We start from the raw sequence: 24,471 nt of genomic DNA on the forward strand, positions 1-24,471 counted from the left end.
ACCCATTTATTAATTTGAACTGTTATTGTAATATCTAAGTAGAAGATGAATATGAAGAAAGATTTGCATTCGGGGTTTAAAATGGCTGAATTAATCGTTAAAAAACTGGAAGGTTTTTTAACGAAAGAGGAGGAACTATACCTGGAGGAATGGAAGAAGGAGAAAGTGGAGAATGAGAATCTTTTTTATGAACTTTCTAAAAGTCCAGAGAAGCAATTTTCTATTCGTAAATCAAAATTAGAAAATACGAATAAAGAGGATGTTTGGGATAAAATTCAATCTAAGATAAATAAGAGAAAAACCAGAAAACTGCAAATTAACTTAGCTGCCATTGCTGCTGTATTGATATTAGCTTTGGGAACTACATTTTTCTTCTCCCACTTAAAGGAGGAAAGTTTTCTAAATACTCCGGATAGTATAGTTCCTGGTAAATATCAGGCAGTACTTATCTTAGGAAATGGTAAGGAATATCAACTTAACGAGGAAATCTTGCTTAAAGAAGATGGTGTTGATATATCTAACACTCAATTTGGATTGGTATATGAAAGTTCAAGAGCTTATAATACTGATGGAGAATTAACTTATAATACGATTATCATTCCTAAAGGAGGAGAATATAAGTTAACACTAATGGATGGGACACAGGTTTGGTTAAATGCGAATTCCAAATTAAGATATCCAGCCAATTTTGGAGCAAAAATAAGAAATGTTGAGTTAGAGGGAGAAGGTTATTTTCAAGTAGCTAAGAATTTGAGTCATCCATTTGTTGTTGATGTTAATGGTACTCAAGTAAAAGTTCTAGGAACTTCATTTAATGTAAATGCCTATACAGATGTAAGCGATTTTGTTACTACTTTAGTAGAGGGAAAAGTTGAAGTAAGTGATGAATCTTTAGGCATTAATCAACAACTTTTACCAAATGAACAAATTCTTTTGAGCAATTCTAAAGGAACATTTGAAAAGAAAACGGTAAATGCTCAAGTTTACACAGCTTGGGTGAATGGAAAGTTTGTGTTTGACAATGAATCTCTAGATAGTATAATGACACGATTATCGAGATGGTATGATGTAGATGTTAAGTTTACAGATGAATCACTTAAATCGTTAAGGTTTACGGGAGATTTAGATAAATATCAGGATCTTGATGAAATATTGGAATTAATAGAATTAACACAGAAAGTAAAATTTACCATTAAGAATAGAGACTTAATAGTTGATAAAATATAAAAAAAAACCGGGATTTGCTGCCACAAACCCCGGACAAAGCCAATACACATTTTCGTCGTTACAAAAATGTAATACTAACCAAATCACACCCAAAATTATGAAAAAAAATCGGAAATAGTCTTTTATGCCCAAAAGAAAAGAGTTTTTTGCAAATAAACTCTTATTTTTTTCCCTGTTATTGTGTTTTGTCAATCAGGATTTAAATGCCCTGCCGCAGGAAGAGAAGCTGGAGTTAAACATACAAGGGGCAACATTGATTGAGGTGTTAACTGAGATAAAAAAGAAAACGAATTATACTTTTCTTTACAATGTTGATGATATAAAAAACGTTAAGGGTTTATATCTTAATGGAGCTCCTAAAAGTATTAAGGAAATTTTAAATGAGTGCCTTATAATTAATAAGTTAACTTATGAAATAAGAGGGCATCTTATTATTATTAAACCTATCCAAAATCCATCAAAATCCGATTTAAATTCCATTCAAAATTTTAAAAACCTTAAAGGTAACATTACTGATAGCAATGGTGTTGGATTGCCTGGAGTTTCTGTTCTGGTTAAAGGAACAAATTTCGGAACTTCGTCAGATATTAATGGTAACTATTTTATAAGTTATCAGGATACTTCCAATGTATATTTGGTGTTTTCATTTATTGGATTGAAAACCAAAGAAGTCTGTGCTGATAAAAAGCAAAAATTAAATGTGGTTCTGGAACTTTCGGATGAAAAACTACAGGAAGTTGTTGTAACAACAGGTTTTCAGAAAATTGACAGAAGATTGTTTACAGGCTCAGCTTCTAAACTCATTCATAAAAATATAGAACTAAAAGGTCTGCCTAATGTCAGCAGATATTTACAGGCTCAGGTTGCAGGAGTTCAGGTAGATAATATATCTGGAACTTTTGGAACAGCTCCTGTAGTTCGCATTAGAGGAAGTGCATCAGTAAATGGAAGTAATAAACCCCTTTGGGTAGTTGATGGAGTAGTTCTCGAAGATATTGTAGAGCTAACTAATGATGCTCTTACTTCAGGTAACCTTTCCACAGTTTTAAGTTCAGGATTAGCCGGATTAAATCCTAACGATATAGAATCTTACCAGATACTAAAAGATGCCTCGGCTACTGCGCTTTATGGAGCCAGAGCAATGAATGGGGTTGTGGTTATTACTACAAAGAAAGGAAAAGCAGGTAGACCCAGTGTTTCATATTTTAGTAGTTTAAGCATTAAGAAAAAGCCGAGCTATTCTCAATTTGATATACTTAAATCGGATGAGGAAATGCGCGTTTATGAAGAGCTATACGAAAAAGATTGGATTGATATTTCTACAGCTGCAAGTGCTTCTCATCATGGAGCATTGAGTAAAATGTTTTATTTAATTTCGAATAATGAATTGAATTGGGGGACAGATGGAGGCTTGAATTATGAATACCTTTCTAAATATGCGAATTCTAATACAGATTGGTTTGATGTTTTGTTTCGAAATTCCATATCTCAGCAGCATTCGTTGAGTATCACCAGTGGATCAGATTATTCACGATTTTATACTTCAATAGGTTTCTATAATGATAATGGTCAAACCGTTTCGGATAATGTAATGAATTACACCGCATCACTAAAAGGTGAGTTTGATTTATCAGAAAGGTTTAAGCTAGGTTTTCAATTGTCTGGAAATATTAGAGATCAAAGGCTACCAGGCTCTAAGGATAGAAAATTTGAACCAATTACTGGAATTTATGAACGTAATTTTGATATCAACCCTTTCAATTATGCGATCTACACAAGTAGGAGTATTCGTCCTTATAATGATGATGGAAGCTTAGAATATTTTAGAAGCGATTATGCACCATTTAATATACTATATGAATTAAATCATAACTATGTAAATATTGATGTTAAAGATCTTTTATTTCAAGGAGATTTAAAATATGATATAACTTCAGAACTAAAAATTACTTCCAAGTTTCAAGGGAGATGGGTGAACACCTTAAGAGAACAAAAAATTCATGAAACATCTAATCAAGCTGAAGCTTATCGTGCCGATAATCCTCTTTTTGTAAATAATAATGTATACCTGTTTGATGACCCAAAATCACCTGAGAAAGATCCTTATACAGTATTACCACAAGGTGGATTCTTTAATACGACTAAAAATAGTTTGACTAGCTATTTTATGAGAAATATCATAGAATGGAAACCTGTTTATAATCAACACATAATCAATCTTTTGGTTGGGCAAGAGGTGAGATATACAGATCGATCGGAAAATTATAATGAAGGATGGGGATATCTATATGAAAAGGGAGGTATAGTTGTTAGTGACCCTAATTTTTTGCGTTATTTAGAGTCTAGAAATTTGAATTATTTTTATAAAACGGATAATAGATATAGATTTTTTGGAGCTTTTATTAGCGGTGCATATTCGTATGAAGGAAAATACATTCTGAATACTACATTTCGTTATGATGGCGATAATCGACAGGGTAAATTAGTAAAATCCAGATACTTGCCTACCTGGAATGTTAGCGCCGCCTGGAATCTACATGGCGAAAAATTTATGGAAAAGTTTCAATTTATTGATTTACTAAAAATTAAAGCTACCTACGGATTATCTGGTGATAATGGTGCCGGAGCAAGTACCGCTATGGTTTTAAGAGGAATTGAACCGCCAAGACCAACGGCTGATGATCGTGAAACAGTACTTTACATTGAGAGTTTAGCTAATAACGATCTTACATGGGAAAAGTTATACGAACTTAACTTAGGAATAGAATTAGGCTTGTTTGATAATAGATTATTTGCTGATTTTGAATATTATAGAAGATACTCTAAGGACCTTTTGGGCTTTGTTACTACTAGTGGTGTCGGAGGAATCAGTCAAAAATATGGCAATATTGGAGAAATGAGGATAAATGGTTTTGAAGCAACTTTAAATTCTGTAAATATTAATGCAGGTAAGTTTTCCTGGCATACAAATTTTACGTTTAGTTATAATAAAGATAAAATTACAAAGTATGCTGATGAACCTAGAATTGCCGATGCGGTTCAAGCTTTAGGAACTAACCTAAAAGGATATTCCGCAGGGAGTTTGTTTTCCATTCCTTTTGCTGGGCTTGATGGTAATGGAGTTCCGCAATTTTATGGACCTAATGGTGAATTAATTCAAAAAATAAACCTTCAGAAAAGATTAGATATATTAAAATACATTAAATACGAAGGTCCAACATCTCCAAGAGGTTTTGGAGGTTTAAGAAACACTTTTAATTATGGAAACCTCTCCTTATCAATAGGAATTCATTATCGCTACGGAAATAAAATTAGATTAGAGGATGCTTATAGTAGTAGATATAATGATCACTCAAGTTTACCGGCAGGATTAAGGAATAGATGGAAAAATTCAGGAGATGAGACCATAACAAATATTCCAGCTATTCTGAGCAGACAATTATCTGACCAATTAAATGATGCTGGCTTAAACCCATATCAATTGTATAACAAAAGTGATGTGAGAGTTGCTGATGGTGGATTTATTCGTTTGAAAAATGTAAATGTTGACTTTAGACTTCCTCAGCAGTGGCTTAGAAACACATTTATTAACTCAGCAAATGTTAAATTTCAGGCTTATAATTTAGCGTTACTATATTCTGATAGTAAATTGAATGGTATTGATCCTGAATATTTTCAGTCAGGAGGAATTTCATTGCCAATGGCTCGTACTTATACTTTTTCAGTAAATTTGAATTTCTAAATTATCTGATATGAGATATTCTATTCTATTATTGATTTTTAGTTTTTTGTTTACAGTAGGCTGTGACAGCTTTCTGGATGATAATCCTGATGATAGACAAGAAATAAAAACTGTAGAAGATGTTGCAGAGCTAGTGGCAAGTGCTTATCATCAGGCAACTTTTCTTTTTGTAGAGTGGATGACTGACAATGTGGGACCTATTGAGAATAATGCTCAAAAAGAATATATGACAGAAGCCTATCTGTGGGATCCCATAGATTCATATGAATCTCAGGAATCGTCAACTTTTTTTTGGGAACAGGCCTATTATGCAATAGCCCATACAAATGAAGGTTTAAGTGTTATTGATAAGGTTGAAGGTGATGATAACTTGAGAAAAGCCATTAAGGGAGAGGCTTTAATTGCAAGAGCTTATTCACATTTTCTATTGGTTAATGTGTTTGCCAAACATTATAATCTTAAAACCTCAAATAACGACTTGGGAATACCATATAGTGATGAGGTGGAAGATGAGTTATTTAAAAAATATACTCGATTATCGGTACAAGAGGTTTACGATCTTATTGAAAGAGATATTAAGGATGGCTTGAAATTATTATCTGATGATTATTTTGCAGGTTCTAAGAAATATCATTTTACACGAGAGGCTGCTTATGCATTTGCTGCGAGATTTTATCTGTTTAAGCAAGAATATGATAAAAGTAAATTCTATTGTGATAAAATTTTAGGTTCAGGTTCGGCAAATCCTGCATATGTACGAGACTTAAATCAAATTTATCAAGGGACTTCATTTAGTTCTATGGCATCTAAATTTTCATCTCCCGATGAATTGAGTAATATATTGCTTATTAGGAAGGAATCATTTTATGCTCGCGCAAATTATGGATATAGAAGTGATGCAGATAAATTCATAGAAATTTTTTCAAATAATATTCAAAAGGAATTTGATAATAGAGATCAACGTTGGAATTTAGGTACTTATGCAGTGTTTTCCCCTAAATATGATGAACTCTTTCAATATACTACATCAAACACTGGATATCCATATTTTATACAGACAGAACTAAGAGGCGAAGAGGTTATTCTAAATCGAATGGAATGTATGATAATGGAAGGGAATTATACTAAGGCTCTTGATGATTATCATGTATTGGCGGAAAAAAGATATGAAAGTGGTGGAATTCTGGTATTGGATAGCATTAAAAAATTTTATTCGAAGGAAGATGCGAAGGAGGCTATGATTTCTTTCTTAATTGATGAGAGAAGAAAAGAGTTTTTAGATGAAGGTTTGAGATGGTTTGATATTAAAAGATTCACATTATCGGTTCAACATACGACCCTAAATGGAGAAAGCTTTCACTTAGCCGCTAATGATAATAAGACTGCAGTACAAATACCTCAGAAGGCTATAACTAATGGCATTACCCCAAATCCTAGATGATATGAAGAAATTTAAAAAAGAAATATTATCTATCTTAATGACGATTGGTATCCTGACTTTTTCGGCGTGCAGTTCAAGTGATGATGTGGATTACACCCCACCAATAATTACTCCTTCGGATCATCCCAATGATGTTTACATTAGAGAGAATATGCTTGATAAATATGGTGCAGCAATAAGATGGAGGTGGGATGATCGTTTTTTACAGAAGGGACAATTGGCATCTGCTATTGATGAAGATCTGGTAATTCCTGTTACACAATTGATTGAAGATTTATGGATCCAGCCTTTTATTGTTTTATCGGATGACAGCGAAGCTTTTATTAAGCGTTTGATTCCAAAAGAGATAATTTATATTGGATCGTACATATACAATGATGATGGAGCTCGCCTTGCTGGTTTTGCGGATGGAGGTACACGAGTGAGCCTTCTAAATCTTAATGCACTGGATATGTCAGATAGAATGTGGATCGAGGAACAATTGATAACCATGCATCATGAATTTAACCATATTGTACATCAAAATCATGGAATACCTTCTGGATTTAATACAGTTTCGAGCAATGGATATTTAGGGCAAGGGTGGAATAATGGCGTTTCACTTTCTGATGCTATAATAAGAGGAATGGTATCTGCCTACGGTACAAGTAACGAATATGAGGATTTTTCCGAATTAGTATCCCGTTTTTTAGTTCAGGATGAGGAGACATTTAATTCATTGTATCTAATAGATTCAGACTGTTCTATTTTTGCAGATGAAGTTTTTTGTACTGATTTAAACTATGGAAGAGAGTTGATTCGCCAGAAATTACAAATGGTTAAAGATTTTTATTTGGAAAACTTTAATATTAATTTAAACGACTTACGAGACACTATTCAATCTAGAATGCCTATTTAACGATATTTAAAATCTGCTTAAATTAATAATATTTGAATACCAACTGGTTGGTATCAGTCGGAATGTATTATATTTGTATTTGCTACATATACACAAAAATACAAATAACATGCCCTCTAAAATTTTTAAAGTTTCCGAAGAATCAGGAACTCCAAAATATAAACAGCTTATAAATTCTTTATTTCAATCTATTGAAAAAGGTGAAATATCAATAGGTGATCGCTTACCTTCAATTAATTCTATTTGTAAAGAGTTTAGCTTATCCCGAGATACAGTTTTGGTTGCTTTTAACGAGTTAAAAGCAAGGGGAATAGTATCATCAATTCCAGGAAAAGGATATTATTTAGAGAGTACTGCAACACAATTCAAGCACAAAATATTTCTGTTATTTGAAGAGTTTAATGTGTTTAAAGAGATATTATACAACTCATTTATTGAACATCTTAAAGGCGGTGCTATTGTAGATATTTATTTCCATCATTTTAACCGTACGGTATTTAAGGAATTGATAGACAATAATAATGGCAAATATACCTCATATATAATAATGCCTGCAAAATTTAATGATGCCTATAATGTTTTAAAAAATTTACCTCAGGATAAAGTTTACATACTTGATCAAACTAATCCAACATTAAAAAAATATTATCCTGCAGTATTCCAGAATTTTGAAAAAGATGTTTATTCTGCATTGGAATCAGGAATCGATTTACTTAAAAAATATAAGAAGGTATTCTTCGTTTATCCAGGTGGAAAGGAACCAGTTGGACAGATGAAAGGATTCAAGAAATTTGCATGCAAGCATAAAGAGCAATGGGAGTTCGAAGTCATTGAAAAATTAGAAGGCAGATCAATTAAAAAATACGAAGCATATATTGTTCCTAGCGATTTGGATTTGGTGAGTTTAGTAAAGGATGCTAAAAAGGAAAATTTATCAATAGGAAAAGATTTTGGCATTATTTCATATAATGATACTCCCTTAAAAGAAGTTGTCGCTGAAGGCATAACCACCATAAGTACTGATTTTAAGGAAATGGGACAAATATTAGCAGATATGATACTGCATTCTAAATCTGGTTTAATTGAGAATAAATCTCAACTAATAAGAAGAAACTCACTTTAATTAGATCAACTTTAAAGAGAATTAAATACAATCTTTTGTTTGTAAATTAAATAAAAGCAAATAACTTTACCGACCAGTACCAACCAGTAAGATTCAAGAGAATATGAATGTTGATCAATTGAAAGTAGAGTTTATTAAGTTTTATGATGAAGGGGATTGTCATGTATATTTTTCTCCTGGTAGGGTTAATTTAATAGGAGAACATACCGATTATAATGGTGGTTTTGTATTCCCTTGTGCACTATCATTTGGAACTTATTGTCTGATCAGAAAAACCCAAAATGATTATTTTCAATTTCGTTCATTGAATCAAGATAAGACTTATAAAATAAATTTAGATTCGATAACAAAAGCTTTTCCAAAAGGCAATTGGGTAAATTACGTTATTGGAGTTATAGCTCAGTTTGTTAAGAATGATGGAGATCTAAAAAACGGAGCGGATATTTTATTTTGGGGTAATGTGCCAAATGGTGCAGGATTATCCTCTTCCGCATCACTCGAAGTTGCTACGGGAGTGACGATTAATCAGGAATATAATTTTGGAAAAACTCAAATTGATATTGTACGTTATAGTCAAAAAGCTGAGCATGAATATGCCGGAGTTATGTGTGGCATTATGGATCAGTTTGCTTCAGGTATTGGAAAAAAGGATCATGCAATATATTTGAATTGCAATAATTTAGAATATGAATTGGTGCCGATAAAATTGGAAGGAGTAAAAATTGTGATTGGGAATACCAATAGCCCACACAGTTTAGATGAAGGAAAATACAATGAACGAGTTGAGGAATGTCGGGTTGCAGTTGAGGCAATTAAGCCCTCCAAAAAAATTGCATTACTGGGAGAATTAAACCCAGCCGAATTCAACTTATTTTCTGATAAAATTATAAGTGAAACTGTTAGGAAAAGAGCTCGTCATGTTGTTACGGAAATAGAGCGTACGATGAAAGCTGTTGAAAATTTAAAACAAGGAAAATTGGAAGAGTTTGGACAGTTAATGAACGAATCTCATGATTCTTTGCGTGATGATTACGAAGTGACAGGTTTTGAGTTAGACAGTATGGTTGAGGCTGCCAGAAAAATTGAGGGAACTATCGGTTCAAGAATGACAGGTGGTGGATTTGGTGGATCTACTGTAAACCTTGTGAAAGATGAGTTTATAGAACAGTTTATAGAACAGGTAGGTAAGGAATATACCGAGAAGACAGGTATTGTAGGAGAATTTTATGTTGCTGAGATTGGCGACGGAGGAAAAAGAATTGAATAGGTAAAGAGAAGACTCTTATGGATAAGTTTGATTATATAGAAAACCCACATCGCAGATATAACCCATTAACTGGAGAATGGGTTTTAGTGTCGCCGCACAGATCTAAAAGACCATGGCAAGGACAAGTAGAAAAAATTGTAGAAGAGAAAAGACCTTCTCATGATCCCGAATGTTATTTATGTTCGGGAAATGAGCGAATAGGAGGAGAAAAGAACCCAAATTACGATGATGTTTACGCATTTCAAAACGATTTCAGTGCCCTTTTACAGGATACCCCAAAAGGAGAATTTTCGGATGGTGATCTATTTAGAGCAGAATGCGAATCTGGAGTCTGTAAAGTAATCTGTTTTAGTCCTGATCATAGTCTTACTGTTCCTGAGATGAGTGTTGAGAATATTCGAAAGGTTGTTGATTTGTGGTGCAAAGAATATAAGGAGCTTGGAGATCGAAAAGAAATAGGCTATGTGCAGATTTTTGAAAATAAAGGCTCTATTATGGGCTGTTCAAATCCACATCCTCATGGTCAAATTTGGGCTTCAGGATTGGTTCCATTAGAAACATCGAAAGAAACAGACACTCAAAAAGAGTATTTCGAAAAACATGGAAATACCATGTTATCTGATTATTTAAAAACTGAACTTGAGAAAGACGAAAGAATTTTGGTTGAAAATGATTCTTTTGTAGCTTTAGTTCCGTTTTGGGCTGTTTGGCCTTTTGAAACAATGATTATTAGTAAAAGAGCAGTGTCAAATTTATTGGAGTTGACTAGTGAGGAAAAAACCGATTTGGCAGATATTTATAAGAAATTAACCGTTATGTATGATAATCTTTTTGAGGTTTCCTTTGCATATTCGGCAGGATTACATCAAGCTCCAACCGATGGAGAGGAGCATCACGAGTGGCATTTACACATGCATTTCTATCCACCATTATTGCGCTCGGCTAGCGTTAAAAAGTTTATGGTAGGATACGAAATGCTTGGTACACCGCAGCGTGATATTACAGCGGAAGGAGCTGCTAAACGATTAAAAGAATTATCAAAAGTTCATTATAAATACCAATAAGGAGAAATTATTTTTAATAGAATCTCTAATTTGTATCGACTAAAATCGACAATAAAAATTATATTATGAATGGAAATTTTGAAATACTAGATTACATCATTTTTGGCTTATATGCCTGTGTAATAATAGGTGTTGGATTGTTTGTATCTCGAACTAAAAAAGGTGAAGAGAAAACGGCAGAAGATTATTTTTTAGCAGGAAAGACATTACCATGGTGGGCAATTGGAGCTTCTCTAATAGCTGCTAATATATCTGCTGAACAGTTTATTGGTATGTCAGGTTCCGGTTTTAAAGTAGGATTGGCAATTGCTTCTTACGAATGGATGGCAGCTCTTACTTTAATTATTGTAGCTAAATATTTTTTGCCAATATTCATAAAGCAAGGATTATATACAATTCCTGAATTTGTAGAAAAACGTTTTAATACTTCTTTAAAGACAATTTTAGCCGTTTTTTGGATAGCACTTTTTGTTTTTGTGAATCTTACTTCGGTATTGTATTTAGGAGGTAAAGCATTAGATACTATTCTTGGGTTAGGAGATGGCGCATCAATTGTTCCATTTATGATAGGATTAGCACTTTTTGCTGCAGCATATTCAGTTTGGGGTGGTTTATCGGCAGTTGCTTGGACAGATGTGATACAAGTCGTTTTATTAGTTATTGGAGGTCTTGTAACTACAATAATTGCTTTAAATCATGTAACTCCTGATGGAAATGCAATATCTGGAATGTCTCACATTTTTGATGTTGCTAGTGATAAATTCCATATGATATTAAAAAAGGATAATCCTGAATTTTCAAATCTACCTGGTATTGCTGTTTTAATTGGTGGTATGTGGGTGGCTAATTTATATTATTGGGGATTTAACCAATATATTATTCAGAGAGCTTTAGCGGCAAAATCATTAAAAGAGGCTCAACGTGGTATTGCGTTTGCAGCTTTTCTTAAGGTAATTGTTCCTTTAATTGTTGTAGTTCCAGGTATTATTGCATTTGTAATGTATCAAGAGAATATTGCTGGAGCTGGAGGTGTATTTTCTGATGCTGTAACAGGAAATAACGATCATGCTTATCCTTGGTTGATTAGTAATTTTGTACCTGTTGGATTGAAAGGATTAGTTGTTGCTGCATTATCAGCCGCAATTGTATCTTCATTAGCATCTATGCTAAATTCAACTGCGACTATATTTACCATGGATATTTATAAACCATATATAAATAAAAACGCAGGTAACAAGCAATTAGTTGGCGTTGGAAGATTATCCGTAATTATTGCTCTGTTTGTTGCTACAGCTTTAGCAAATACTATGGGATCAATTCCTCAAATGTTTCAATATATTCAGGAATATACGGGAGTTGTAAGTCCTGGTATTTTAGCTGTATTTTTGATGGGATTATTCTGGAAAAAAACCAATGTGAAAGGTGCTATTGTTGGTGTATTGGCATCAATTCCAGTTGCTCTAGCATTAAAATTCTTACCAATTGAAATGCCATTTTTAGATCAAATGCTATATACTCTTATCATTACAATGGTTGTTATAGTTGGAGTATCATTAAATACAGGAAAAGGCGATGATGACGAAAAAGGTATTCCATTATTACCTGAAACTTTTGCAACAGGTAAGAAATTTAATATTAGCGCTTATATTTTGCTAATTGTTTTAGTTGTTCTTTATGCAATTTTCTGGTAAAGGAAATTGTATAAATATGTTAGTAGTTTATAACAGATAAGAATTTTCCAGTTAATGGGAAATATATAATGCCAGGCAGAGTTAGTTTACATTCATTTAAACTCTGCTTGGTGTTTTTTTATTTGAGAATTGGTATTATTCGTTAATTAATAAATTACAGCCACGAATATCCGAATGGTCGAACCTACCTAAAATTTCAAAACTACCATCGGTATGCATGCGACCTAAATCTTGAGTTTCAATGAATGCACAAGAATGCACATTTGCCAAATCGATTACATTTACTCCGCCACTTCTGCCAATTTTCTCATACGAAAAAGGATCGTAGGTATCACGAATCATTATTTTCATCCACGAAGGTGTGTGGAACAAACTGTTTCCTTTCGAATAGGCTTGCGATAACAATTCTGTCATTCCGTATTCCGAATGAACTTCAGTAACATTTAATCTATCGCATAAAAAGGCATGTAATTCTTCTCGGGTAATTTCTTTTCTGCGACCTTTCATACCGCCAGTTTCCATTATAATTACATCAGAGAAATCTAGTTTATATTTTTCAGCTAAATCTAACAGAGCAAAGCTAACGCCCAATAAAAGTATTTTTTGATTGGATTTTTTTAGTTCAGATATTGTAGCGATTAGTTCTTCATGATTGTGAAGATAAAAACCACTTTTAGGGTGGTTGCTATCCTTTATCATATGCTCCATCATATAGATTAATGAAGAACCTTCTCTCTCAAGGTAAGAGGGCAAAAGAGCAAGAATACAGTAATCCTTAACCGAATGGTAGTATTGTTCAAATCCTTTCGTGAAACTAGCTTCATATATTCCCAAATCAGGAACAAAATGACGACTGGTTAATGAGCCTGTGGTTCCACTGCTTGTGAAAATCGCTTTAGCAGTAACTGAAGTAGAGGTTATTTTATGTGATTTAAAAAACTCGATGGGAAGAAAAGGAATCTGACAAATTTGATTTACACTATTGATATTGCAATTTAGATGATGTAAATATTCTTTGTAAACTTTATTATTTTTAGCTTGATATTGAAAAACCTCTATAGTAAGTTTCTCAAATTCTTCATTGTTTGATATGTTGAATATCCTTTCTTTCCAATTCATAATGGTGCAAAGTTAATGTAAAATCATAAAAAAACGACTGATGTAGATCAGCCGTTTTCCTTCTATTTTATTCGTGATATAGAATTGGTTTTGGTTTTGGATAAATTGTCATTAAAATTTTGTTACTCTCTATTTCGCAGCCATTTGTGTCAGTTATTTTTGTTTTAACTAAATCTCCATCTGTTAAGCTATTTATTGTAAGTGTATTGCCAGATATTCCAGATGTAATATCAGTTCCATTAACAAAAAACTTATAAGTGTAGCCCGGATTGCCATTTGTGGCTGTAGCTGTAAATATTGCATCTTCTCCTTCGCAAGATGAATTACCGGTTGGTCCGGAAATGGATGCACTTAAATTTGACAGAACAGTAATCTGAACTATATGAGTGGAAATATTTGAGTGTATATCTTCTACTGTCCATGTTATATTGGAGATTCCTAAAGGAAATGATTTACCATCTAAACTATTGCCTCCACCATCGTAATTGTGAGTAATCGAATTTATTCCACAATTATCTGTAGCGGTAATATCGAAAGTTGTTCCACTTACAATATATTGGCATCCACTTGTGTTTGGATTTAAATTTCTGTCAGTAGTGTTATTTAGTGTAGGTTTCTCATTATCAGTTATTGTTACAGTAAATATGGATTGAATTGGTCCATTTCCAGAAGCATCAGTATATTCATAAGTAACAGTAGTGATTCCAACAGGGAAGTTTGAACCACTTGACAATCCGGCAATTAATGTTCCGCTTTGATCTCCATCGCAGTTATCAGTGAAAACCGGACCAGTATAGTTAACTATTGCTCCACAAATTCCGGCTTCAGCAGATAAGGTGATATTTTCTTGCGTTGTTTTGATTGTAGGGTTACTATTATCTAAAATGGTAATATCAGTTGTACAAGTTGTACTCGATAGATCCTCGTCAGTTACTGTTAATGTTACCGAAACGGTTCCTTTATCTGAGCAATCGAAAGTGTTTGGAGAAACAGATAAACTCACTGTTCCACCATCGCTATCATCATTTGATCCATTGTCTATTTCGGCAGGTGTTAGCGTATAAGATCCTGAAGCATCCAAGTAAATGCTCACGCCACTTTCACAAATAGCTACTGGTGGATCATTATCTACTATAACGTTAATGGAAACAGTTGCAGTGTTTGATTCTGCTAATGAATTATCTTTTATGGTATAAGTGAAACTATCTGAACCAGTAAAGTTGTTATTAGGAGTATAAGTAACTTCGCCGGTGATAAAATTTTGCGAAAGACTACCATTTGCCGGACCAGATTGAACAAGTACACTCGCTTTATCAATGGTTTGATTGCCATCAATGTCGGTATCGTTTGCCAGAACATCAATGGTAACGGCTGTATCTTCATTTGTTGAAGTGTTGTCGTTATTCGCAACAGGTGCAGCATCATTATTAAAAATTACGTTTATACTTGCACTTGCCTGTACCGCATCTCCATTTCCATCAGTTACTTTATATGTGAAACCATCCGATCCGAAATATTCTGAATTTGGGGTATAGGTAAATGTACCATCAGCATTAAGTATAAGGCTACCGTTACTCACATCGCTAACCAAAGAGTAGGTAATTGGCAGATCAAATAAATTCTGGTCATTGCTACTCACATCATCATTAAGAGCTGTGTCTTCAGGAGTTGAATAGGTATCGTTATTGGCAATTGGTAAATCATTAATTGGATTTACAGTAATGCTAACTGTGGCAGTTGATTGATCTCCATCAATATCTTCAATTGTATATTGGAAAGAATCGCTGCCGTTATAGTTGGCAGTTGGTGTGTAGGTGAAACTACCATCGTTGTTAACTACAAGATTTCCATTTGCTGGATCAGTGTTATTGATTACTAAAACAGGAGGATCGCCAAGTCCTAGATCATTTGACATTACATTGTTTGATAAAATAGCATCTTCATCAAAGGTGAAGTTATCATTACGTGCATCCGGAGTATCATCATCATCAAGAATTGTTCCTGTTGCCTGACTGATACCTATTTCAACCTTATTTGGCGGATTTCCAATTTCAACGGTAAAAGTTTCATTTCCTTCTTCCTCAGTGTCCTGAATAGTTGGAATACTAAGAGTTATGTTGGATTGATTTGCAGGCAATGATATGGATGTCCAACCGTTGCCATTAAAATCTGCAGGCGATTCCGCAGTTCCATTTAAGGTTCTATAATCGAAAGTAATATCAGAACTTCTTACCGGGCTTACTGATATTGTGAAATTTAATGTACTTCCTTCAGTAGCTGACGCATTTGAAATAGAAAGAGTGGGATTTCCTTCATTATCTAAAATGGTTCCATTTGCTGAGGTATTTCCAAGCAATGCATTGTTTACTGATGAAAAGTTAACAACGAAGGCTTCGGTTTGCTCATTTGCATTATCATCTTGTGTAACAAAGGCTGGGAAATTTACCGAAGTACTTCCTGCTGGAATTGTGATGGTTCCTGTAGAAAATGATGAGTAATTTATAAAATCATTTTGTTTTGCGTTGGTTGGTCCAGTACTTAATGCTATTTGATAATCGAAGGTAATGTCTACATTTGCTGTATGGTTAAGTACCGCCTGGAACACAATATTTGTTCCTTCAACTTCACCAACATTTGCAACTGTTATAGTTGGCATTCCGTCATTGTCGATTATGGATATGCTTGCATTTGTATTGCCAGCCGATGTATTGCTAAGATTACTTAATTGCAAATCGAAATATTCATTGGTTCCTGGTTCATAAATGTTGTCATCAATTATTGAAACGCTAAGAGTTTTATCTTTTTCTCCCGGATCAAAACTTATGCTTCCGCTGTAGATTGAAGATGTGTAATCATTGGGATGAGTAGCTGTATTATCAGATAAAGTATAATTTATACTTACTGTTTTGCCACTTTCGGTATTTAAGTTAACAGGTAAATTTACTGTTCCTACATCTTCATTATAACTTTGATCAGTAACAGAAATAATTGGAAGAGGATCATTGTCATCTTTAATTGTAGCAGTTCCTGATACTATGCTTTCAACGGCGTCAGTTACATCATTAATAGTAAATGTAAAATTTTCATCATTTTCATTTAAAATATCATTTGTGATTGGGACTGAAATTTCAATAGAACTCTCGCCTGATGTTATCGTACCGGTACCAGATTTTGGTGTATAATCTTTTCCACTGGCAGCAGTTCCTGCATTGGTTTGATATTTAAAAGTAACGTCAACATTATCACTAGCTAACCAAGGGTGAGATAATTCAACTCTAAATACTGCATTAAGATCACTTCCTTCAATTACTGTTATATTTGTAGTTGTTACAGACAAACAAGGTAGAATTCGAATTTCGTTTGAAGGGAATGATTCGGTTGTTGATGCTCCACAGGGAGATAAACCAGTTACTTTATATCTACCGGGCTCGGATGGTTCATAGGTGGCATCATCATTCGCAGAAATAATAGTTCCATCTTTGTACCAATTGTAGTTTGTAAAGCCAGTTGCAGTTAATACTACATTATCACCGCATAAGCCTTGTTCTGCAATTTCAGGATTTTGATCAATTTGTGGTATATCTCCGAATCCTGAGAAAAAACCTCCTCCACCAACATTATTACTTTCAACAGCCAGCATTACGTTTAATGCACTTGTAGAAGATATGTCAAAAATCCAATTGGAGCCTTTTTCATATATATCCCTAGTAAGCTCTGATTTAGGAATATTGTAGGTTTCCCAATAGGTGTTTCCTGGAACTGTTTTTCGGTAAGTGGATGCATTTTGAAGATTTTTCCCATTTAGCTGTATTTGTGATCCTGATTGGGTGACTAATTTTAAAATTGGGTTTACAGGTAAGCTGGAAAGTTTGTTCGTAAAAGCTATTGTAACCTCTTTGTCCGCGGTACATTTTAGAGGAGGTATAAAACACAAACCGGCAGTTTGTTTTTTGTTTGCTCCTGATAGTGTTTGATAACAAAAAATCTTTTTATCTGAATGTATGTATAAGTTTTTGTTAGTTCCATAATCCGAGTAATTGGTAAAGTAATATTCTCCTTTGTCAAGAGTTGCACTTGGTGATGAATTTCCTTTTATATATACTTTTGTATTATCTTCAGTTGCAATTATTAATGCTCTCTCATTGTCTTTAGCCCCACCACTATAACCTTCACCTTTTATTACAATATATTCTTTACCTACAACCTCAGTTGGAACCAATTGATCAAATCCAACATCACGTCCAGGGTTAGAACTTGCAAAACCAGAGGCACACCATGAACCAGAATTTACAGCAATAGGTTTATTGGAAATTATGTGAGTTCCATTTACGACATTCAAGTTTTTAGTTGAACCTTGTTGTGATTTAATATCGTTTACACTAACTCCAATAACTGCAGATTGACCTTTGTTTAAACTCAAGGTAAATGTATTTGACGTTTGTCCTGAAAAAAGTACATTAGGATTGTCGAAAGTTATATTGGTATTATTCTCAGTTGCCATGACACCAATAAAATGTCCATTGTACTGATCGTAGCCACCTTTTGAAGAGTACATGTGACCACTGTAAAAGTCTGTTCCTAAACCCGTGGTACCCTTGGAAGTAAGTAAATCGCCCTGCGCCCCAGATTTCTGCTGAATACTGACAAAAAATTTCTTTGGACCTGATACAATTAGTCCTTCGATATCTAAAACATTATTTAATTGAGTTGCGCCAATAACCCCTTGTGAACCTAAACCACTTGCAGGTGTGTTGTTTGTACTTGAAGTATAAGCAGAATAATTTAAACTGATTTTTTGCGGATTAGAACTCGATAGGCTTACAGTACGTGAAAAAGTTCCGTCATTGTTTTTTATTGTTACATTAAAGGCGGTTGTTTCCGAGGTTGTAAGCACTAATCTGTGATCCTGAACATTCGAGCTATGGCTCGAAAATGAGCACATTGGTGGGATATAGTGAATGCTATCAATCTGGGCATGTGAATTTTTGCTTAACAGTAGTAATAAACAAATAACTGTAATTGCTAGTGTAAGTAGAATTTTTTTCATAGTAGAATGTAAGTGACTTAGAATAATACTACGAAAAATAAATATTTTTGTTTAAGTCAACTAATTAAAAATAAAAAAGCAGCCTAGAAAGACTGCTTTTTGGTATCCCAAAGGGATTGTATTTTATTGGAGATTAACCTCTGATAGAAGTTACACCAGGAAGCTCTTTACCTTCAATATACTCAAGAAGAGCTCCACCACCAGTAGAAACATAGCTTACTTTATCAGCTAAATTGTACTTGTTGATAGCAGCAACAGAATCACCACCACCAATAAGAGAGAAAGCACCTTTTTCAGTAGCTGTTACAATAGCATCAGCAATTGCTTTGGTTCCTTTAGCAAAAGTATCCATTTCGAATACTCCTACAGGACCATTCCAAAGAATAGTTTTAGATTCCTCGATAACTTTTTTGAAGCTTTCAATTGTAGCGTCAGCAACATCTAAGCCCATCCAACCTTCAGGAATAGCATTTACATCGCAAGCTTTAGTATTTGCTTCATTAGAAAAATCATCAGCAATAAGAGCATCAGAAGCCAAGTGTAGTTTTACATTGTTTTCTTTTGCTTTTTGTAAGATTTCTCTAGCAGTTTCTAATTTGTCATCTTCAACCAATGAGTTACCAATGCTTCCGCCCATAGCTTTCACAAAAGTGTATGTCATACCACCACCAATAATCAAGTTATCAACTTGTGACATTAAGGTTTGAATGATTTCAATTTTAGAAGAAACTTTAGCCCCACCCATAATTGCTGTTAATGGACGCTTAGTATCTTTCAATACTTTATCAACGCTCGACAATTCACCTTCCATTACATAACCGAACATTTTGTCATTAGGGAAGAATTTTGCAATTACAGCAGTAGATGCGTGAGCACGGTGAGCTGTACCGAATGCATCATTGATCCAAAGGTCAGCTAAGTCAGCTAATTTTTTAGCGAATGCCTCGTCACCTTTTTTCTCTTCATCGTAAAATCTAAGGTTTTCAAGAAGCAAAACTTCTCCATCCTTTAAATCAGCAGCCATTGTTTTAGCACTTTCGCCAATACAGTCATCTGCAAATTTAACGTCAACACCAATCGATTTTGAAAGGTGAGCAACGATGTGTTTCAACGAGAATTTTTCATCAACACCTTTTGGTCTTCCTAGGTGAGACATTAGAATAACAGAACCGTTACCTTCTAAAACTTTTTTGATAGTTGGAAGGGCAGCACGGATACGTGTATCATCTGTAATTTCGAACTGGTCGTTCAAAGGCACGTTGAAATCCACTCGGATAATAGCCTTTTTTCCTGAAAAATTGTATGAATCAATTGTTTGCATTGGAAATAATCTTTAGTTTTTTTTCTTACCAAACAAAGGTATGTTTTTATTCAAATTGCTGCAAAAAAGAAAGGCTGAACTATCTTAACGTAAAGTAGTTTAGGTTGTTACGGTGTAATTTCTATGGTTTTGAAACGATTGCATAAATTTTTCATCATTCGTATTTGTCCTTAAAAACGTCATTTTTTTCACTTTCCAATCTATAATAAATGAATTTGATAAAGCTCTTGTATATTTTTTTAACTTTGGATACCCTGATGTATTTTTGCAATCAATTCAGGTTTGTGATAAAATGGATGTGCCATTTTATACAGGAATGCTTCTAAATCAGATCAGAACACAATTTCATGCAATTCAAAAATATATATGGTCACGATGCCGTAAAGCAACGTTTCATTCAAACAGTAAAAGAAAACAGAGTTAGTCATGCACAATTGCTAATTGGACCAAAAGGAGTTGGTAAACTCTCTATGGCTATTGCTTTTGCACAATACGTTTCATGTCTCGATAAAAAAGACAATGATTCTTGTGGTGTTTGTTCTTCCTGCAAGAAATACGAAAAATTAATTCACCCCGATTTACACTTTGTATTTCCTGTTGTTAAAGGGAAAGGCTTTACAAATCCGGTAAGCGATAATTTTATTGATTCCTGGCGAACACAGATTTTTACTGATCCTTATTTTGATATTGGTGATTGGTACAGAACCATTGGCGTTGATAATGCGCAAGGAATGATTTATTCTACTGAAAGTAATGAAATCATTAGAAAACTAAATCTAAAAACTTATGAGTCAGAATACAAAATAATGATCATTTGGTTGCCGGAAAAAATGCATACTTCATGTGCCAATAAATTGTTGAAGATGATTGAAGAACCACCGGCAAAAACATTGTTTTTTATGGTGGCTGAAGAGCCTGAAAAAATCATTCAAACCATTTTATCCAGAACACAATTGGTGAAAATCCCACCAATAGAATCTAAAGCTTTGGCTCAGGCAGTCGATAAAGAATTCAACTTATCGACACAAGAACTGGAAAATGTTGTTCGTTTGTCTGAAGGGAGCTATAGAAAAGCAAGAATCTTGATTGAAAATTCAGAAGACAATGCTTTCAATTTTGAAAATTTTGTTGCCATAATGCGTCATTGCTACGCTCGAAAAGTGATGGATATTATGGAATGGGCTGAAGATATTTCGTCGATTGGGCGAGAAAGGCAAAAAGGTTTTTTGAATTACTGTGTTCGAATGATTCGCGAGAACTTCATTCTCAATTTAAAACAACCTAAAATGGTTTATTTAAGTGGGGAGGAAATGAATTTCTCACAACGTTTTTCACCATTTATCAATGAAGAAAATGTTTGGATGATTTCCGATGAACTTTCAAAAGCCTATAATGACATTGAAAGAAATGCAAATGCGAAGATTGTATTTCTTGATTTAGGCTTGAAGTTGGTTAAATTATTGAGACCTTAAAACACAATAATTATCCGATTTAATTACCTTTAAAGGTTTGTAAATTAAATTCGCTAATTTTGCGGTCGATTATCGACTAATAATCAATATACATATGATAGAAAATAAGGAACCAAAAGGGAAATGCGGAGGTTGCGCATCCAATAAGCAGGATCATAGACTGCTGGCTGGGAAGCTGGATGTTTATGATTGGTTAAAAGATGTTCCTGAAAGTGCACTATGTCCTGATGTTGTTGAAGTAAAATTTAAAAATACCCGTAAGGGATTCTATTCAAATTCGAATCAATTAAGATTACAAAGAGGTGATGTTATCGCTGTAGAAGCGTCGCCAGGACACGATATAGGTATTGTTTCGTTAACAGGTGATTTGGTTGTTGAGCAAATGCGCAAGCAAAAACTTGATCCAAACACATACGAAGCAAAAAAGATTTACAGAAAAGCGAAACCTGTAGATATCGAAAAATGGCATGAAGCCATTGCACTGGAACACAAAACCATGATTAAAGCTCGCCAAATATCAGCTGAATTAAAGCTGAATATGAAAATTGGTGATGTTGAATATCAGGGAGACAAGACAAAGGCAATTTTTTACTACATCGCTGATGATAGAGTTGACTTTAGACAGCTAATTAAAGTTTTAGCTGAGCAATTTAAAATTAGAATTGAAATGCGCCAAATTGGTGCTCGTCAGGAGGCTGGTAGAATTGGTGGAATAGGTCCTTGTGGACGAGAATTGTGCTGTTCTACATGGATTACCAATTTTGTTTCGGTTACGACAAATGCTGCTCGTTACCAGGAAATATCATTGAATCCGCAGAAATTAGCAGGACAATGTGGTAAATTAAAATGCTGTTTAAATTTTGAGTTAGATTGCTATATCGATGCTCAGAAAGATTTTCCAAATACCAATATTCCTCTTGAAACCAAGGATGGAACTGCCTTTCATCAGAAAACAGACATCTTTAAAAGAGTTATGTGGTATTCTTTCGACAAGTTTAGTACAATGAATTTATTTCAGGTTTCGGTTGACCGAGTGAAAGAGATTGTTAAATTAAACAAGAAGGGTGTTAAGGTTGATCAACTGGTTACAGAGAAAGAAGTAGTAGCTAAAAAAGCTCCGGATTATGAGAATGTAGTAGGGCAGGATAGTCTGAATCGTTTTGATAAAAAAGACAATCCAAACAAACGAAAAGGAAAAAGAAAGTTCCGTCGTAAGCCAAGAAAAACGAACAAACCAGTAAAAAAATAAGATATCAGGAATTAAATAGTCGTTAAGTATAATAAGCTTAATGGCTATTTGATTTTATAGAATTCCTGAAGTTTAGCAGGAGTTCGTATAATAATGAAATTCATAAATATGAAACGAACATGCAAGTTTAATTATCCATTGATTTACAATGAGATGATTGAATTTAGTTGTGAGTTCCATGTGACCATTGAAAGATAAATTTAAACACATGAAACAACTGATTTGGATTTGTTGCTTTATTGTTAGCTGCTTTTCAATTGCATCTTGCGATTCTAATAGGGTGTACGAACATTATGAGAAAATTCCAGATTATAAATGGAATATGGAAAATGTTCTTCGTTTTGAAGTGGATATAACAGATACCATTAGCTCACACAATCTTTATTTAAATGTGAGAAATTCTGGAGCTTATGCTTTTAGTAATATGTGGCTGTTCGTTAAGAAAACAAATCCTGATGGAATAACTGCTGAGGAAAAGTTTGAGTGTACGCTTGCATCGGAAAAAGGAGAATGGTATGGAAGTGGATTTGGTGATATTTTTGATTTACAAATACCATACAAGCAACATGTTGTGTTTCCAAAATCGGGCACTTACATTTTCGAAATAGTTCAGGGAATGCGTGTTGAAGAGTTAGAGAATGTGGTTAATGTAGGTATTCGTATAGAAAAAGCAAATAAATAAAAGTAGCGATTAATCGTGGGAAAGAATAAATTACAGCGCTTTGCTGATATGGAGACATTTGATAATGTATTTCAACCAACTCATAACGAAGTTTGGGAAAATGATTATCAGTACAAAGGAAAATGGAATAAAGAGGTATTCAAAAACGACAATCCAATTGTATTAGAAGTTGGTTGTGGTAAAGGTGAATATTCAGTAGGCTTGGCTCGAAAATTTCCAGATAAAAATTTTATTGGAATTGATATAAAAGGCTCAAGAATGTGGTGTGGAGCAAAAACTGCTTTAGAGGAAAATCTAAATAATGTTGGCTTTATCAGAACAAAAGCTGAGTTGTTAGAATCAATCTTCGAGTCAGGAGAAATTGCTGAAATTTGGATTACTTTTCCTGATCCCCAAATGAAAAAAGTGAGGAAGAGATTAACAGGAACCAAGTTTTTAAAATTGTATTCTAATCTATTAACACAAGATGGAATCATTCATTTGAAAACGGATAGTAATTTCTTGTACGAATATACTTCATACGTAATTAAGGAGAATTCTCTTGCTGTAGATGTTGATACAAATGATTTGTATAACTCAGATATTGCCGATGATATTCTTTCAATTAGAACGTTTTATGAGCAGCAATTTTTGGATAGAGGAATTCCAATCAAGTATCAGAAATTTATGTTGGAAGGAAAATCGGAATTTATAGAACCTGATGTTGAAATTGAGTTAGATTCTTACAGAAGTTTTGGAAGAGACAAACGAAAAGAGTAAATGTCTGAATTGTACGATAGAATTTATGAAGTAGTTCGGCTTATACCAGCTGGGAGAGCCACAAGTTATGGTGCAATAGCTAAATTTGTAGGTTCGCCTCGTGGTTCTCGAATGGTTGGCTGGGCAATGAATCAATCACATGCTAGTAGTGAATATACTCCTGCTCACCGAGTGGTTAATCGTTTGGGAATGCTTTCGGGTAGACATCATTTTCCTGGTGAAAATTTAATGCAAGAATTACTGGAAAATGAAGGAATTGTAGTGATTGATGATCAAATTCAAGACTTCGAAAAAATATTCTGGGACCCAATGAAAGAACTTGACTGGGATTCTATTTGAATTGATTCTAAATATGTACCTTTGTGAGTA

Annotated in this window: 16 protein-coding genes; 13 read left to right on the plus strand and 3 right to left on the minus strand. The window is 33.9% G+C overall.

Annotated elements, in window-relative coordinates:
• Positions 1-51: 51 nt before the first annotated feature.
• The 8 genes from GCQ56_RS13835 (at position 52) to GCQ56_RS13870 (ending at position 12,453) form a co-directional block, all read left to right on the plus strand.
• Positions 52-1,227 (plus strand): FecR family protein, encoded by a 1,176-nt coding sequence (locus GCQ56_RS13835; RefSeq protein WP_193323789.1) that lies wholly within the window; start codon positions 52-54, stop codon positions 1,225-1,227.
• A 124-nt stretch (positions 1,228-1,351) separates the two neighbouring features.
• The gene (locus GCQ56_RS13840; RefSeq protein ID WP_152735084.1) at positions 1,352-4,969 is read left to right on the plus strand and encodes a SusC/RagA family TonB-linked outer membrane protein; all 3,618 of its coding nucleotides are present in this window, start codon (positions 1,352-1,354) and stop codon (positions 4,967-4,969) included.
• Between the two features lie 10 nt (positions 4,970-4,979).
• A complete protein-coding gene (locus GCQ56_RS13845) occupies positions 4,980-6,410 on the plus strand; it encodes a RagB/SusD family nutrient uptake outer membrane protein (protein WP_152735085.1) in 1,431 nt (476 codons plus the stop codon).
• A gap of 1 nt (position 6,411) precedes the next feature.
• Positions 6,412-7,308, plus strand: coding sequence for a substrate import-associated zinc metallohydrolase lipoprotein (locus tag GCQ56_RS13850; protein ID WP_193323790.1), 897 nt, complete (start codon positions 6,412-6,414; stop codon positions 7,306-7,308).
• A gap of 109 nt (positions 7,309-7,417) precedes the next feature.
• Positions 7,418-8,431 (plus strand): GntR family transcriptional regulator, encoded by a 1,014-nt coding sequence (locus GCQ56_RS13855; RefSeq protein WP_152735087.1) that lies wholly within the window; start codon positions 7,418-7,420, stop codon positions 8,429-8,431.
• A 103-nt stretch (positions 8,432-8,534) separates the two neighbouring features.
• Positions 8,535-9,698, plus strand: a complete 1,164-nt coding sequence (locus GCQ56_RS13860; protein WP_152735088.1) for a galactokinase — start codon at positions 8,535-8,537, stop codon at positions 9,696-9,698.
• A 17-nt stretch (positions 9,699-9,715) separates the two neighbouring features.
• On the plus strand, positions 9,716-10,762 hold the full coding sequence (locus GCQ56_RS13865; protein WP_152735089.1) for a UDP-glucose--hexose-1-phosphate uridylyltransferase: 1,047 nt from the start codon (positions 9,716-9,718) through the stop codon (positions 10,760-10,762).
• A 65-nt stretch (positions 10,763-10,827) separates the two neighbouring features.
• Positions 10,828-12,453, plus strand: a complete 1,626-nt coding sequence (locus GCQ56_RS13870) for a sodium/sugar symporter (RefSeq protein ID WP_152735090.1) — start codon at positions 10,828-10,830, stop codon at positions 12,451-12,453.
• Between the two features lie 135 nt (positions 12,454-12,588).
• Here the strand turns inward: GCQ56_RS13870 and GCQ56_RS13875 are convergent, their stop codons facing one another.
• From GCQ56_RS13875 to GCQ56_RS13885, 3 genes are all read right to left on the minus strand, one after another.
• Positions 12,589-13,572, minus strand: a complete 984-nt coding sequence (locus GCQ56_RS13875; protein ID WP_152735091.1) for an acyl transferase — start codon at positions 13,570-13,572, stop codon at positions 12,589-12,591.
• A gap of 67 nt (positions 13,573-13,639) precedes the next feature.
• A complete protein-coding gene (locus tag GCQ56_RS13880) occupies positions 13,640-18,619 on the minus strand; it encodes a tandem-95 repeat protein (RefSeq protein ID WP_152735092.1) in 4,980 nt (1,659 codons plus the stop codon).
• A gap of 133 nt (positions 18,620-18,752) precedes the next feature.
• Positions 18,753-19,940 (minus strand): phosphoglycerate kinase, encoded by a 1,188-nt coding sequence (locus GCQ56_RS13885; protein ID WP_152735093.1) that lies wholly within the window; start codon positions 19,938-19,940, stop codon positions 18,753-18,755.
• Positions 19,941-20,287: 347 nt separating this feature from the next.
• Between GCQ56_RS13885 and GCQ56_RS13890 the strand changes: the two genes are divergently transcribed.
• The 5 genes from GCQ56_RS13890 to GCQ56_RS13910 all read left to right on the plus strand — a co-directional run bounded on the left by GCQ56_RS13890 (position 20,288) and on the right by GCQ56_RS13910 (position 24,441).
• Complete coding sequence (locus GCQ56_RS13890; protein ID WP_152735094.1) at positions 20,288-21,412, plus strand: DNA polymerase III subunit delta'; 1,125 nt, start codon at positions 20,288-20,290, stop codon at positions 21,410-21,412.
• A 94-nt stretch (positions 21,413-21,506) separates the two neighbouring features.
• Positions 21,507-22,661, plus strand: coding sequence for a regulatory iron-sulfur-containing complex subunit RicT (locus GCQ56_RS13895; RefSeq protein ID WP_152735095.1), 1,155 nt, complete (start codon positions 21,507-21,509; stop codon positions 22,659-22,661).
• 208 nt (positions 22,662-22,869) lie between these two features.
• The gene (locus GCQ56_RS13900) at positions 22,870-23,343 is read left to right on the plus strand and encodes a gliding motility lipoprotein GldH (protein WP_152735097.1); all 474 of its coding nucleotides are present in this window, start codon (positions 22,870-22,872) and stop codon (positions 23,341-23,343) included.
• A 15-nt stretch (positions 23,344-23,358) separates the two neighbouring features.
• Complete coding sequence (trmB, locus tag GCQ56_RS13905) at positions 23,359-24,102, plus strand: tRNA (guanosine(46)-N7)-methyltransferase TrmB (protein WP_299993762.1); 744 nt, start codon at positions 23,359-23,361, stop codon at positions 24,100-24,102.
• Positions 24,103-24,441 (plus strand): MGMT family protein, encoded by a 339-nt coding sequence (locus GCQ56_RS13910; protein WP_152735098.1) that lies wholly within the window; start codon positions 24,103-24,105, stop codon positions 24,439-24,441. It begins immediately after the preceding gene.
• Positions 24,442-24,471: the final 30 nt, after the last annotated feature.

This window comes from Marinifilum sp. N1E240, from assembly GCF_009295825.1.
GTDB lineage: Bacteria > Bacteroidota > Bacteroidia > Bacteroidales > Marinifilaceae > Marinifilum_A > Marinifilum_A sediminis.

Coding starts and splice junctions, on each gene's coding strand:
- GCQ56_RS13895 (WP_152735095.1), top strand. CDS start 21,507: ATGATAGAAAATAAGGAACCAAAAGGGAAATGCGGAGGTTGCGCATCC.
- GCQ56_RS13885 (WP_152735093.1), bottom strand. CDS start 19,940: ATGCAAACAATTGATTCATACAATTTTTCAGGAAAAAAGGCTATTATC.
- GCQ56_RS13855 (WP_152735087.1), top strand. CDS start 7,418: ATGCCCTCTAAAATTTTTAAAGTTTCCGAAGAATCAGGAACTCCAAAA.
- GCQ56_RS13840 (WP_152735084.1), top strand. CDS start 1,352: ATGCCCAAAAGAAAAGAGTTTTTTGCAAATAAACTCTTATTTTTTTCC.
- GCQ56_RS13865 (WP_152735089.1), top strand. CDS start 9,716: ATGGATAAGTTTGATTATATAGAAAACCCACATCGCAGATATAACCCA.
- GCQ56_RS13850 (WP_193323790.1), top strand. CDS start 6,412: ATGAAGAAATTTAAAAAAGAAATATTATCTATCTTAATGACGATTGGT.
- GCQ56_RS13860 (WP_152735088.1), top strand. CDS start 8,535: ATGAATGTTGATCAATTGAAAGTAGAGTTTATTAAGTTTTATGATGAA.
- GCQ56_RS13880 (WP_152735092.1), bottom strand. CDS start 18,619: ATGAAAAAAATTCTACTTACACTAGCAATTACAGTTATTTGTTTATTA.
- GCQ56_RS13835 (WP_193323789.1), top strand. CDS start 52: ATGAAGAAAGATTTGCATTCGGGGTTTAAAATGGCTGAATTAATCGTT.
- GCQ56_RS13890 (WP_152735094.1), top strand. CDS start 20,288: ATGCAATTCAAAAATATATATGGTCACGATGCCGTAAAGCAACGTTTC.
- GCQ56_RS13875 (WP_152735091.1), bottom strand. CDS start 13,572: ATGAATTGGAAAGAAAGGATATTCAACATATCAAACAATGAAGAATTT.
- GCQ56_RS13870 (WP_152735090.1), top strand. CDS start 10,828: ATGAATGGAAATTTTGAAATACTAGATTACATCATTTTTGGCTTATAT.
- GCQ56_RS13845 (WP_152735085.1), top strand. CDS start 4,980: ATGAGATATTCTATTCTATTATTGATTTTTAGTTTTTTGTTTACAGTA.
- GCQ56_RS13900 (WP_152735097.1), top strand. CDS start 22,870: ATGAAACAACTGATTTGGATTTGTTGCTTTATTGTTAGCTGCTTTTCA.
- GCQ56_RS13910 (WP_152735098.1), top strand. CDS start 24,103: ATGTCTGAATTGTACGATAGAATTTATGAAGTAGTTCGGCTTATACCA.